A 14,305-nucleotide genomic window follows, 5' to 3' on the forward strand; every position below is an offset into this window, starting at 1 on the left:
GATGATGCGACAATGACGAGAAAAATAAGCTGGTTTACCGCAATGCTGATGGGACTGTTACCGTTAGCCCATGCCGCACCCGAACCTGGCCCAGCCGCTCAGGGGATGGGTATTGTCCAGCCGGCGGATGCTGTCATGGCCGCCGCGCCGGCTGCTGCGCCCGCTCAGATTCAGCCTGCCGAAACGCAGCCCATAGCCGCTGCTGAAACTCAGCCCGTAGCCGCTGCCGATACGCAGCCCGTAGCCGCGCCGGTGCGTAATAGTGAGTTGGCGTTTACTAATGTTGCACCGCCGCCGGGCAGCTTTAAGCTACAGGGCACCAGCCCGAACGGGCAAATCGAGTTTGGCGTGCGCAGCGATGAGCTGGTAACTCAGGCGGTGCTGCATCTGAGCTACCGTCCCTCACCGGCGCTGCTGCCGACGCTATCGCATTTCAAGGTCTACCTGAATGATGAGCTGGTCGGGCTGGTAACGATCACGCCAGAGCAGCTGGGCAAAGAGAGTCAGGCGGCGGTAAATATCGATCCGCGTTTTATCAGCGATTTTAACCGCGTGCGCTTCGAGCTGGTCGGTCATTACAGCAACGTCTGCGAAAATCCAGCCAACAGCGCCATCTGGCTGGATATTGGTAAGGAAAGCCGACTGGATTTAACGCTGCAAAAACTGCCGCTGAAAAACGACCTTTCCGACTTCCCGGAACCTTTTTTCGACCACCGCGATAATCGTCCGCTGCAGCTGCCGATGATTTTTGCCAGCGCGCCGAACCTCGGCGAGCAACACGCGGCGGCGCTGCTCGCCTCATGGTTTGGCGTACAGGCGCAGTGGCGCGGCCAGTCGTTCCCGGTGCTGTATAATCAGCTGCCGCAGCAGCAGCACGCGGTGGTTTTCGCCACCAACGATCGACGTCCCGACTTCCTCAAGGATTATCCGCCGGTCGAAAAACCCACCGTAGAAATCATCAGCCAGCCTGACAATCCTTATCAGAAGATGCTGCTGGTGCTGGGGCGCAACGATGACGATCTGCTGACGGCGGTAAAAGGCATCGCCCAGGGCGATATGCTGCTGCGCGGGCAGTCTTCCACCGTTGAACAGGTGAAACAGCTGGCGGCGCGCCAGCCTTACGATGCGCCAAACTGGGTGCGCACCGATCGCGCCACCAAATTCTCTGAGCTGCAACAGTATGAAAACCAGCTGCAGGCGGACGGTATTCAGCCCTCTTCGGTTAGCCTGACGCTCAACTTGCCGCCGGACCTGTTCCTGGTGCGCGCGCGCGGCATCAAAATGGATCTGGCCTATCGCTACACCTCGCCGCTGCAAAACGATGGTTCGCGGCTGGCGGTTAACCTGAATAACCAGTTTATGCAGGATTATCCGCTGCAGGTGAAGGAAGATAACGGCAAACAGCTGCTGCATATTCCGCTGGTTCAGGCATTACAGGATAGCAGCGCCTCACTGACTATTCCGGCGCTGCGCCTTGGCGTGGTTAACCAGCTGCGTTTCGATTTCGATTACGCCACCACCGTTATCGGCGGCAGCAGCGATGGACGCTGTGAAACGGTAACGCCGGTTGCGCATCACGTAGTGGTTGATGGCAATTCGACTATCGATCTGACCGGCTATCGTCACTATCTCGAAATGCCTTCGCTGCGCGCTTTCGCCAACGCGGGTTTCCCGTTCAGCCGCCTGGCCGATTTAGCGCAGACGCTGGTTCTGGTGAATCCCCAGCCGCAGGCCGATCAGGTTAGCGCGCTGCTGAACGCGCTGGGCAATATCGGCGCGCAAACCGGTTTCCCGGCGCTTAACGTGCAAATTAGCGACGACTGGTCAAAAGCGAAGACGGCTGATGCCGATTTGCTGATGATCGGCACTATCCCCGCCGATTTGCGCGAAGATAGCCGCATTAATCTGCTGGTAGAGCGGGCGAAAAGCTGGGTGGATAAACCGGTGCGTCAGTCGGTGCTGGATGATGCGGATACGCCGGTCGGCGATCGCACGGCAGCCAGCCGCACCACCATTATTTCCGACGGCCCGATGGCGGCGATTATCGGCTTCCAGTCGCCGTTCAATCAACAGCGCAGCGTGGTGGCGCTGCTGGCGGACAGCCCGCGCGCTTACCAGCTATTAAATAATGCCCTGCTCGACAGCGGTAAACGCGCCGCTATCTACGGCTCCGCCGCCATTATTCGCGAATCCGGCGTCAACAGCCTGCGCGTGGGCGACAGCTATTTTGTCGGCCATCTGCCGTGGTGGGAGCGCCTGTGGCATGCACTGGCGTCCCATCCGGTGCTGATGGCGCTGTTTGCGGTAGTGGTAGTGCTGTTGGTTGCCCTGATGGTTTGGCGGCTGATGCGGTTGGTAACGCGTCGTCGTCTTGGTAATGAGGATGACGAGTGATCGCGCTGATACTGCGTTGCGCAATGCTGGCGCTGATATTACTGGGCGCAGGGCGCGCCAGCGCTGACTGTGCCGCCTGGTCAAACTGGGAGCAGTTTAAACACCACTACATCAGCGAGCAGGGACGGGTGATCGATCCCTATGAAGGGAAAAATATCACTACCTCCGAAGGACAAAGCTACGCGCTGTTCTTCGCGCTGGTGGCGAACGATCGGCCAACCTTCGACCTGCTGCTGAGCTGGACGGAAAACAATCTGGCGGCGGGCGATCTGACGCAGCGTTTGCCCGCCTGGCTGTGGGGGCAGGAGAGTAAAAGCGGGAAATGGCAGGTGCTGGATAAGAACCCGGCTTCCGACGCCGATCTGTGGATCGGCTGGACGCTGCTGCAGGCGAGCCATTTATGGCACAGCCGCAGCTATCAGGTTACCGGCACGCTGCTGTTAAACCGGGTAGCGAAAGAGGAAGTGGCCGATCTGAAGGGTTTTGGACTGATGCTGATGCCGGGTAAAATCGGCTTCAGCCAGCCCGATAGCTGGATGATTAACCCCAGCTATCTGCCGTTGCAGTTATTAACCCGCCTTAGCGCATTAAAAGGGCCGTGGCCGGAGATCAACCGTAACGCGCTGCGTCTGTTGCAGGAAACCGCGCCGAAAGGCTTCGCGCCGGACTGGTATGTCTGGCAGAGCGGCAGCGGCTGGCGCCCCGATAAAACCAAAGGGCCGACGGGCAGCTATGATGCCATCCGCGTTTATCTGTGGGCCGGAATGCTGAGCGACGACGATCCGCGTAAAGCGCCGCTGCTGGCGCATTTTGCGCCGATGGCGCGCCTGACGGAAGCGTCGGGCAACCCGCCGGAGCGCGTCAATGTGCTGACCGGCGAGATGACCAACCAGGGCAACGTGGGCTTTTCTGCGGCGCTGCTGCCGTTCCTGCAGGGTTCGTCTGCGCTAACGGCGCAGCAACGGCGCGTGCAACAGCAGCCGCCCGGCAGCGACGCCTATTACAGCAGCGTACTCAATCTGTTTGGTAGCGGCTGGAGTGATAACCGCTACCGTTTTAATGCGCAGGGCGACCTGTTACCGGCATGGGGTCCACAATGCGTAACGTCAGATTAAGCTGCCTGAGCCTTTTGCTGCCGGGCGTTATCGGCATCAGCGGTCTGCCCGCGCTGGCCGCCGAGGCGGCGCGCGAAGTTTCGCCGGTTGAGTGGCTGCTGGAGCAGGTGCGCACCGGGGAGGCGACCAACAAATATGATTTGGTCACGCAGGCGCTTTATCGGCTGGATAAAATCGATCCTGATAACCCGGAAGTGATTGCCGCGCGCCTCAGGCTGGCGCTGCATCAGGGCGATCAAATCAAAGCTCAGCGCTATATGGCGCAGTTAAAGCAGATCGCTCCCGACTCGCAGGCGGCCAAAGAGGCGCAGTCCAGCATGTTGCTGATTAGCCCCGAAGGCCGTCAACGGCTGCAACAGGCGCGTTTGCTGGCAACCTCTGGTCATTTACCGGAGGCGCGCGTGGCCTGGGATCGGCTGTTTAACGGCATCTTCCCCGACGTGGATTTGGCGCTGGAATACTGGAGCCTGGTGGCGCGTATCGACGGCCAGCGGCCGGTTGCGCTGGCCAATCTGCAGGCGCTGGATCGGCGCTATCCGGGCAACGTCGGCGTGCGTATGCAGCTGGCGCGGCTACAGTACCGCAATGATAATCCAGCCCAGGCGACCGACGAGCTGAAAACGCTGGCGGAAAATCCGGCCGGGCGCGATCAGGCCGCCGCGCTGTGGCTGAGCCATATTCAGGCGCAGCCGGTCACACCACAGAGCGTGGCGCAGCTGCAACAGTATCTGGCGACCTTTACCAGCGGCAATGCGCGCAGTAACGGCGAACAGGAGCTGGCGCGTCAGCAAAAAATGCTGGCCGATCCCGCTTTCCAGCTGCGTTCACGCGGGCTGGCGCTGGTGGATAAGGGCGCAGGCGCCGAAGCGATCCCGGTGCTGCAGGCAGCGCTGAAACTGAACCCGAACGATGCCGATCTGCTGGGCGCTATGGGACAGGCGCAGATGCGCGCCAATAATCGCGCCGCTGCCGCCGGCTATTTTGAGCAGGCGCTAAAGGCGGGCCAGCAGAGCTCCAGCGTTGACAAATGGCAGAGCCTGGCGCAAACCAACCGCTACTGGCTGGCGATTGAAAACGGCGATAAGGCGCTGGCGCAAGGCGATATTGCCGGAGCCGAGCGGCAGTATCAGCAGGCGCGCACGCTGGATACTACCGACAGCTATGCGCTTATTGGTTTAGGCGATGTGGCGCTGGCGCGTAAAAACGATGCGGAGGCGGAGCGGCTGTTTCGTCAGGCGTGGCAAATGGATCGCACCAACAGCACGGCGGTACGGCGGCTGGCGGGGCTTTATCAGCAGCAGTCGCCGCAAAAAGCGATCGCCTTTATCAACGGGCTGAGCGGCGAACAGCAGCGCGCGCTCGGCAGCACCCTGAACAGCCTGCGTGGCGACGTGCTGCGCGCCGAGGCGGATACGCTGGCCCAGCAGGGCAGCTGGGCGCAGGCCGCGGAAAAATATCGCGCGGCGCAGCAAAATGCGCCGGATGATGTCTGGCTCAACTATCGGCTCGCCAACGCGCTGCTTAATGCCGGCGAACCCCAGCAGGCCGATAGCCTGATGGCCGCAATGGCTCAGCGTCTTCCGACCGATCCAGGCCAGGTGTATGCCCACAGCCTTTATCTTTCCGGCAGCGATCGGGATGAAGAGGCGCTGATCCAGCTTAACAGTCTGCCGCAGGCGCGTTGGGACCAGAATATGCACGAGCTGGCCGGGCGTCTGCAGCAGGATAAAGTTTATGCGCAGGCTGACGCGCAACGGCTGGCGGGCAACAATAGCGCGGCGGTCGCGCTGCTTAACGGGCTGCCCGCCTCGCCACGGCGTGATATTACGCTGGCTGACTGGGCGCTGGCGGATGGCTATCCTCAGCAGGCGCTGGCAGGTTATCAGCGCCTGCTGGAACAGGATAAAAACAATCAGGACGCCGCGCTGGGGCAGATCGAGGCGCTGGTGGCGCTGAATCGCAAGGCCGAGGCGCGTAACGCGCTGAACGCACTGCCAGCCGGCGCGGCTGAAGCGAGCATTAACGTCGGCCGTCGTCTGGCTAACGCCTGGCAAAGCGTGGACGATGCCGCACGGGCGCGTCAGCTTTATCAGCAGCTGAAACCGCGCGCGCAGCAGGAAACGCCTTCGCAGAGCAGCGCGCTGGTGTTCCGCGATGCGGCCCGGCTGGAGGCGCAGCAGCAGCCTGAGCTGGCGTTGCTGGACTATCGCCAGGCGATGGTCGCCAGCGGCATTACCCTGGCGCCGCCGCAAGATAATCCCTCCTTTACCCGGCTGATGCGTAATAATCAGGGCGATGACTGGCTGAAGCGCGGCATTCGCAGCGATGCCGCCGATCTTTATCAGCGTCAGGACACCACGTTGAAGCTGGAGCAGGATTATTCACGCAATAAAGGCACCGGTGGGATTTCCGATTTCACTGCGCATACCACTATGTTACAGCTGGAGACGCCGCTGGCCGCCGGTAAAAGCTTTGTGCGCGTCGATCGCGTTGAGGTTTCGGCGGGCACCTTTTCCAGCGAAAACGGCCGTCATACCGAAGTGTTCGGCACCTGTGCCGATAACGGCACCGCAGGCTGTAGCAGCGATCTGAAACAGCGCGCGGAAGGGGTGGCGTTGGGCGCTGGCTGGCAAAACGATCGCTGGTCGGCGGATATTGGCACCTCGCCGATGGGCTTTGAGGTAGTTAATTGGGTTGGCGGAGTAAGCTGGAACACCGACGTTAAGGATGTGGGCCTGACGTTTACCGCCTCGCGGCGGCCCATTTCCAGCTCGCTGCTGGCCTATGCCGGCGCGCGCGATCCCAGCCCGCAGGGCGGAAAGCGCTGGGGCGGCGTGGTGGCGACCGGCGGCTCGGTAGGCCTGAGCTACGATCGGGGCGGATCGCACGGAGTCTGGGCCGATCTTAGCGCGCATCAAATCAGCGGTAAAAACGTCGCGGATAACAGTCGCGAGCGCCTCATGGCGGGCTACTATTATAAGTTGATAAACGAAGATAACCGGCGCGCCACGATTGGCCTGAATGGTATGCTGTGGCACTACCAAAAGGATCTCAGCGATTACGCTTTTGGCCAGGGCGGTTATTACAGCCCGCAGCGCTATTTTTCGCTGGCGGTGCCGTTAACCTGGCGGCAGCGCACTGAAAACTGGTCATTTGACGTTGGCGGCTCGGTCTCCTGGTCGCGCTCAAAAACCCGTTCGCAGCAGCGCTATCCGGTTTATCCTGGCTTTGTGACGACGGCAAATGATACCGCCGCAGGCAGTTCCGGCAGCGGCTTCGGCTATACGCTGCGCGCGGCGGTGGAGCGACGTCTGACGGCGCACTGGACGTTAGGCCTGGCGGTGGATATTCAGCAGGCGAAAGACTATACGCCCAGCCACGGTCTGATTTACGCCCGTTATTCGCTGGGCGACTGGGAAGGCGATCTCGATCTGCCGCCGCAGCCTCTGACGCCTTACGCCGACTTTAAGTAGCGTCCTGCCTGGAAAAAACCTAAAACGGTTTCCTGCCGTCACCATCATTGCTTAAAAAACAGCAACCATGAGATATACTCCTGGTTGCTTTTATCGTTATTGCCCGCTTTCCGGGGCCTGGAGAATAGCTTTGCGCGTTAGTCGGTCACTTACTATCAAGCAGATGGCAACGGTTTCTGGCGTTGCGGTAGTGACTATCTGTATTTTTATCGTTATTCAGCTTTTCCATTTTGTGCAGCAGCGCAGGATAGACTACGCCCAGCAGATGGAAAACATCGCGCATACGGTGCGTCAGCCGCTGTCCGAAGCGGTGCTGCGCGCCGATATTCCGCAGGCCGAACGCATCCTGCAATCCTTAAAACCCGCCGGTATTCTTTCACGTGCCGAGGTGGTGCTGCCCAACGCCTTTCAGGCGCTGCATACCGATTTTGAGAATGAAAAAGCCGTGCCGCGTCTGATTGCCCGGCTGTTTGAACTGCCGGTGCAGATTACCGTGCCGCTTTATTCGGTGGAAAGCGCCGCCTCGCCGAAGCCGCTGGCCTATCTGGTGCTGCAGGCCGATTCCTGGCGCGTTTATCAGTTTATCCTCAGCACCATCGCCACCATGCTGACCACCTATCTGCTGCTGGCGTTGATCCTTTCGATTGCGATCAGCTGGTGTATCAACCGGCTGGTTATTCATCCGCTGCGCGACGTTGCTCATGCGCTGCAGGATCTGCCGCCGCAGGATATTCTGACCCACAAACTGCCGCTGTCAACGCTGCATCATGACGATGAAATCGGCATGTTGATCCGCAGCTATAACCGCAATCTGCAGGTGCTGGAGTCGGCGCATAATGAGATAAGCCGCCTGACTACGCATTACGTTTTAACCGATCTGCCCAACCGTACGCTGTTCCTGGCGCTGCTGGAGCAGCATCTGAAGGCTGCGGCCTACAGCGGGCCGTTTACCGTGATGGTGGTACGTATAGAGACGCTGCTGGAAGCCAACGGCGTACTGACGGAGGAGCAGCGCGATACGCTAACCTTAACGCTGCTGGAAAAAATTCGCGGCGTTATTGAAGAACGCACCGTACTGGGCCAGCTGGGCGTCAGCGATTTCGCGCTGCTGGTGAAAAAGGCGAACAATCCGTTCCGGGCCTACCGTCTGGCGCGTAATCTGATGAACCGCCTCAATCAGCCGGTCAGCCTGCATGAGGTACAGCTACGCCCGACGCTCAGCATTGGCATCGCCCAGCGCGACGCCAACAACCTGGGCGCGCCAGAACTGCTGGGCCGCGCGATTTCCGCCATGATGTCCGCCCGCCATCAGGGCAAAAATCAGGTGCTGTTTTTCGATCCGCTGCTGACCGAGCGGGCGCAGCGACGGCTGACGCAGGAACACGATATTTTGCAGGGGCTGGAGCAGGAAAAGTTTGCGCTGTTTTTACAGCCGCAGATCAATATGGCCAACGGCGAGCTGGTCGGCGCCGAGGCGCTGCTGCGTATGCGCCAGCCCGACGGCAGCTATAGCCTGCCGGAAGAGCTGATCACCAATGCCGAGGAGATTGGCGTGATCGGTGCGCTTGGGCGCTGGGCGCTGGAAGAGGCGTGCCGCGTGCTGGCGGCCTGGCAGAAGCGTGGTATCGAGCTGCCGCTGAGCGTAAATATCTCTGCCGTTCAGCTACGCGAGCCGGGCACCGTCTGGCATCTGCAGGAGCTGTTAGAGCGGCATCGCATTCAACACGGCAGCCTGGTGCTGGAACTGACGGAAACCGCGCAGATCGGCGATCCCGTCCAGGCAAAAAGCCTGCTGGGCGCGCTGCAGGAGGCGGGCGTGGCGGTGGCGCTGGATGATTTCGGCACCGGCTACGCGAATCTTAGCTATCTGCATCAGTTCCGATCGTTGCCGATCAGCAAGTTAAAAATGGATCGCAGTTTTGTTTCCGCGCTGCCCGATGACGATACGATGGTCAGAATTGTGGCGGCCATTTCCGAGATCACCGCGCTGGATGTGGTGGCCGAAGGTATCGAAACCGTTTCACAGCGCGACTGGCTGTTGGCGCGCGGCATCACCATTGGGCAGGGCTACCTGTTTGACGGGCCGCTTTCGCTGCATGATTTTGAGAAGTGGCTGGCGACGCTTTCTCATCAGAATTAAATACAGAGGGCCGCAACGCGGCCCTTTGCTTTACGGGAAGCTGGCGGCTTATTCACCGAATAGACCTCCTTATTTCCCTGACAGCATTGATAAAGAGTACGACAAAATTAATGCCGAAACTGTAGAGCTGGAGTAATGAGTATGCAAATTAAACCCATCAGAACCGAACAGGATTACGCAGCAGCGCTCCGTGCCGTTTCTCCTGGGTTTGATAACGAACCAGAAATGAACACGCCAGAGGGTGATTATTTTGAGGTGATGTGTTTGCTTATAGCAGAATATGAGAAAAAACATTATCCCATTGAAGCGCCCGATCCCATTGAAGCCATCAAGTTTCGCATGGAGCAACAGGGCCTGTCCGTAAGAGATCTTGAACCTGCTATCGGCAAAGCTAATCGCGTCTATGAGGTGCTGAACGGTAAGCGCAACCTGACGCTGCCGATGATTCGCCGGTTACACCGTCAGTTCGGTATACCGCTGGAAAGCCTGGTTGGCGCATAACCCCGATTCGGCAGCTGTTCCTTACCCGCCTCTTTTTTGGTGTAGGCGGTATACATTATGCCGCTATCCCTGCTTTAAATTTGGCCTGCCCGCGATACCGTTGAAGCCCTGGGGAGAGGTGGATAACCCTTCCAGGACTTAGCATTTAATTCTGAACATTTGGTTATGGATATTCAAGCTGAAGCGTTTCAGTTCATAAATTTTGTTTATGAACTGCGCAGGTGATGACAGAAGATACCAATTTTGTTAATGCGGTGTTATTTTTTTCGCGCTATATTTTGCTGAAAAAAACAGCTACGCCTCGCCTCCCACGTCGTCAACGGATACGCTTTTATGAAAACTTCTCTGTTTAAGAGCCTGTATTTCCAGGTATTAACCGCGATTGCTATCGGCATCCTGCTTGGGCACTTTTACCCGGAGCTGGGCGCGCAGATGAAACCGCTGGGTGATGCTTTTGTAAAACTGATCAAAATGATTATCGCACCGGTGATTTTCTGTACGGTAGTAACCGGTATTGCCGGTATGGAAAGTATGAAAGCGGTGGGCCGCACCGGCGCGGTGGCGCTGCTCTATTTTGAAGTGGTCAGTACTATCGCGTTGATTATCGGCCTGGTGGTGGTGAACGTGATCCAGCCAGGCGCGGGTATGAATGTCGATCCGGCCGCGCTGGATGCCAAAGCGGTAGCGGTTTACGCCCAGCAGGCAGAGCAGCAGGGCGTAGTGGCTTTCCTGCTGGATATTATTCCCGGCAGCGTAATCGGCGCTTTTGCCAGCGGCAATATTCTGCAGGTGCTGATGTTCGCCATTCTGTTTGGCTTTGCGCTGCATCGCCTGGGCGATAAAGGCACGATGATTTTTAACGTGGTCGAAAGCTTCTCGAAAGTGATTTTTGGCATCATCAATATGATTATGCGCCTTGCGCCGATTGGCGCTTTCGGCGCGATGGCCTTCACCATCGGTAAATATGGCGTCGGCTCGCTGGTGCAGCTGGGCCAGCTGATTATCTGCTTCTATCTTACCTGTATCCTGTTTGTGGTGCTGGTGCTGGGAACGATCGCCCGCGTCATCGGTTTTAATATTTTTAAATTTATCGCTTACATCAAAGAAGAGCTGTTGATCGTGCTTGGCACCTCCTCCTCTGAATCAGCGCTGCCGCGCATGCTGGATAAGATGGAGAAGCTGGGCTGTAAAAAATCGGTGGTCGGGCTGGTTATTCCTACCGGCTATTCATTTAACCTCGACGGCACCTCGATTTATCTGACGATGGCGGCGGTATTTATCGCGCAGGCCACCAACAGCCATATGGATATTTTGCATCAGATCACGCTGCTGGTGGTGCTGCTGCTCTCCTCAAAAGGGGCGGCAGGCGTCACCGGCAGCGGCTTTATCGTGCTGGCCGCAACCCTGTCGGCGGTGGGCCATTTACCGGTTGCCGGACTGGCGCTGATTCTGGGTATCGACCGCTTTATGTCCGAAGCGCGTGCGCTAACCAACCTGGTCGGTAACGGCGTGGCGACGATAGTGGTCGCTAAGTGGGTCGATCAGCTGGATGAAAAGCAGCTGCGTGATGAACTGACATCGGCGAAAAAAGCGAAAAAACTGCCGGAAACGTCGGTCTAATCGCAGTCGTAAAGCGCGCCATCGCCCGGCGCTAAACATTACGGGGACGCCGCCTGCCGCTCAGGCCGCGTCCCTTTTTAATCCGCTGGCTTTGCGTGGCGGCTCTGGTTGTACAGTTTATGAACGTCTGCGGGCGAACAAGAGCCGTAAGTCTATAAATATTCATAAAAATCGCTATCTGTGCCCGCTGTGACTTGCCCTTGCAGCGGGCATTTGCATAATAAAGCCCACACAGACTGTGTAAGCCTATTGCACCTGATATTGCCGGGCACGGTTAACGTACATTTTATTTCACGTCGTTGTGTGACAACCTCGTTTTTGCGTGGTCTAACTGCCGGTGCGCCCGCTGTGCGTTATCAACAGGAAGATAGCGTCAGACTATCGTGCGTCATCAATGAGATTAAGTTGGTAATTGAGTAGGGGTTCACATGCAGGGCACCAGAATGCGTCTTTTGGTTGGTGGGTTGTTGCTGGCAGCCGTCAGCGGCACATTGCAGGCTGAAACACTACAACCCGATCCCGCCTGGCAGCAGGGAAAATTAGCTAACGGCCTTAAATGGCAGCTGCTCAGCACGCCGCAGCGTCCCAACGATCGCGTGGAAATCCGCCTGATGGTGGATACCGGCTCGCTGATGGAAAATGCCCAGCAAACCGGCTTCAGCCATCTGCTGCCTCGCCTGGCGATGGTCCATAATACCGAGCTCGATCCAGCCCAGCAGCGCTCGCTCTGGCAGCAGGGTATGGACCCCGATCGTCCGCTGCCGCCGGCCATCACATCCTATGAATTCACATTGTATAATCTCAGCCTGCCAAATAACCGTCCGGAACTGTTAAAGGACGCGTTAAGCTGGCTCGCCGCCACGGCAGGCAAAATGTCGATTAACGAGCAGGTGGTAAGCACCGCGCTTGGCGCTGACGATCCCATCGCCAGCTGGCCGCTAAATCCGCGTGACGTCTGGTGGCGTTACCGGCTGAAAGGCTCTACGCTGCTGGGGCACGATCCCGCCGAGCAGCCTAAAGCGCCGGTTGATATTAATCAGCTCGGCAGCTTCTATAAGCAATGGTATACGCCAGATGCGATGACGCTATTTGTGGTCGGCAATGTTGATAGCCGTGCCCTTAGCGAGCAAATCAATAAAACCTTCGCGCCGCTGGCAGGCAAACGTGATACGCCTGCGCCGGTGCCGACGCTCTCTCCGCTGCCGCCCCAGCCGGTTATCCTGGTAAATCCCAGCCTGAAGCAGGATCGCCTGTCGCTGATCTGGGATATGGCCTGGCAGCCCATCCGCGATTCTCAAAACCTTATCCGTTACTGGCAGAGCGATCTGGCGCGTGAAGCGCTGTTCTGGCATGTTCAACGCGTGCTGAGCGATAGCAAAGCGCAGGGCGTACAGGTTGGCTTTGACTGCCGCGTGCTGTATCAGCGGGCGCAGTGCGCTATCAGCATGGATTCCAGCGCGGAAACGCTGGAAAAGAATATGAATCTGATTGCCCATGAGCTGGCTAACGTGCGTGATAACGGTCTGCCGCAGTCGGAATTTGACGCGCTGATGGCGCAGAAAACCACCGAGCTGAATAAGCTGTTCGCGACCTATGCGCGGACCGATACCGATGTGTTGATGAGCCAGCGTTTACGCTCGCAGCAAAACGCGGTGGTGGATATTGCGCCGGAGCAGTATCAAAAATATCGCCAGGATTTTCTTAATGGCCTGACGCTGGCCGCGCTGAATCAGGAGCTGCGTCAACAGCTCTCCCAGGCGCTGACGATGTCGCTGATGCAGCCGCAGGGCGAGCCGGAAGCCAATATCAAAGCGCTGTATGAGAGCTGGCAGAAGATCATGGCACCGCCGTCGGCCCCTGCCGTTGCCACGCCGGAAGAGGGAAAAACGGAAGTGACAGATATTCCGGTGCCGCAGTCATAAATAACGCCGCCGGCGGGGTTACATCTCACCGGCGGCTTTTTAGCACTCTGCTCAGGCGGTGGCGGCGGCGGTCTTCTTCGCCCGCAGCCATTCGGTTACCAACATCGGCCAGCTGGCTAGCGGCGAATCGGCCAGATTGCGCATGCCGAAACCGTGGCCGCCGCGCTCATAAAAATGCAGCTCTACCGGCACCTTTTGCTCCCGCAGCGCGCTGAAAAAAGCCATGCTGTGGGATACCGGCACGCTTTCATCATCGACGGCGTGGATGAGCAGCACAGGTGGCGTTTCACGCGTGACGCGGGTTTCCAGCGAATAAGCTTCAAGAGTTTTATCGTCCAGCCATTCACCAAGCAGGCGCTGACGCGCCTCGGCGTGCGCCAGTCCATCGCGCATGGAGATTACCGGATAGACCAGCACCAGCGCATCCGGACGCGCCGAAAGTTTGTCTGCGTTATCCTGCGGTGGATAAAGTTTTTCGCTAAAGCGCGTGCCAACGCTGGCGGCAACATAGCCACCGGTAGAAAAACCGAGCATCACGATGCGTTTGCCGTTAAGGCCGCGCGCGGCGCGATCGCGCAGAACGCGCACCGCACGCTGTGCATCAGCCAGCGGCGCATCGGCTCCTTCATGATGCCCCTCTCCCGGCAGGCGATAGGTCATAACCGCCAGCGTATAACCCATCGCGGTAAAGAATGTCGCCAGCGAGCTGCCCTCGCTATCGATCATAATGCGCGCAAAGCTGCCGCCAGGCGCGACCAGCAGCGTGGTGCCGTTTGATTCTTCCGGATACCAGACGGCCAGTTCAGGACAGCGAACGCCTGACGCCGCCCGATTGTAGGGTTCAAATTCTTTGGCTAAATCGATGATTTGCGGTTTAGCGGACGACTGACTGGCTCCGGGCGCGTCGCCGTGTGGCCAGAGATTGAAAATTTCTGCTTTCATAACCTGTCCTGATTAGCGTGATGTTTAAGTGCCGGAGCCGTATCGCAGCGGATAAAATTCAGGCGGGGCATCATTAATCATTGGCGTTGAGAGGCGTTCGCGTCCAGCATTTACTGTGCGCTAAACGACAGAATCAGAATTAGCCTGGCGCAGAAAAAGTAAATTTAGCTTAGGTATAAATAGTGATATTTATTAACG

The 14,305-nt window shown here is 58.1% G+C and carries 8 protein-coding genes; 7 read left to right on the plus strand and 1 reads right to left on the minus strand.

Annotation, left to right across the window (positions count from 1 at the left end):
• The first annotated feature begins 12 nt into the window (after positions 1–12).
• The 7 genes from bcsB to COO59_RS09480 all read left to right on the plus strand — a co-directional run bounded on the left by bcsB (position 13) and on the right by COO59_RS09480 (position 13,165).
• The gene (gene bcsB, locus COO59_RS09450; RefSeq protein ID WP_103059556.1) at positions 13–2,394 is read left to right on the plus strand and encodes a cellulose biosynthesis cyclic di-GMP-binding regulatory protein BcsB; all 2,382 of its coding nucleotides are present in this window, start codon (positions 13–15) and stop codon (positions 2,392–2,394) included.
• Complete coding sequence (gene bcsZ, locus COO59_RS09455; protein ID WP_409371597.1) at positions 2,391–3,509, plus strand: cellulose synthase complex periplasmic endoglucanase BcsZ; 1,119 nt, start codon at positions 2,391–2,393, stop codon at positions 3,507–3,509. Before bcsB ends, bcsZ begins: the two co-directional genes overlap by 4 nt.
• Positions 3,491–6,982, plus strand: a complete 3,492-nt coding sequence (gene bcsC, locus COO59_RS09460) for a cellulose synthase complex outer membrane protein BcsC (protein ID WP_103059557.1) — start codon at positions 3,491–3,493, stop codon at positions 6,980–6,982. The genes bcsZ and bcsC overlap by 19 nt, the downstream gene beginning before the upstream one ends.
• Positions 6,983–7,112: 130 nt before the next feature.
• Positions 7,113–9,122, plus strand: coding sequence for a biofilm formation regulator HmsP (gene hmsP, locus COO59_RS09465; protein ID WP_205960860.1), 2,010 nt, complete (start codon positions 7,113–7,115; stop codon positions 9,120–9,122).
• A gap of 141 nt (positions 9,123–9,263) precedes the next feature.
• Complete coding sequence (locus tag COO59_RS09470; RefSeq protein WP_103059559.1) at positions 9,264–9,623, plus strand: helix-turn-helix domain-containing protein; 360 nt, start codon at positions 9,264–9,266, stop codon at positions 9,621–9,623.
• 333 nt (positions 9,624–9,956) lie between these two features.
• A complete protein-coding gene (locus COO59_RS09475; RefSeq protein ID WP_103059560.1) occupies positions 9,957–11,243 on the plus strand; it encodes a dicarboxylate/amino acid:cation symporter in 1,287 nt (428 codons plus the stop codon).
• A gap of 428 nt (positions 11,244–11,671) precedes the next feature.
• Complete coding sequence (locus COO59_RS09480; protein ID WP_103059561.1) at positions 11,672–13,165, plus strand: M16 family metallopeptidase; 1,494 nt, start codon at positions 11,672–11,674, stop codon at positions 13,163–13,165.
• Positions 13,166–13,216: 51 nt separating this feature from the next.
• Here COO59_RS09480 and COO59_RS09485 read toward each other — a convergent pair whose 3' ends face one another.
• Positions 13,217–14,107, minus strand: a complete 891-nt coding sequence (locus COO59_RS09485) for an alpha/beta hydrolase (RefSeq protein WP_103059562.1) — start codon at positions 14,105–14,107, stop codon at positions 13,217–13,219.
• Positions 14,108–14,305 lie beyond the last annotated feature (198 nt).

The sequence above is a fragment of the Mixta theicola genome (assembly GCF_002895925.1).
In the GTDB taxonomy this organism is placed as follows: Bacteria; Pseudomonadota; Gammaproteobacteria; order Enterobacterales; family Enterobacteriaceae; genus Mixta; species Mixta theicola.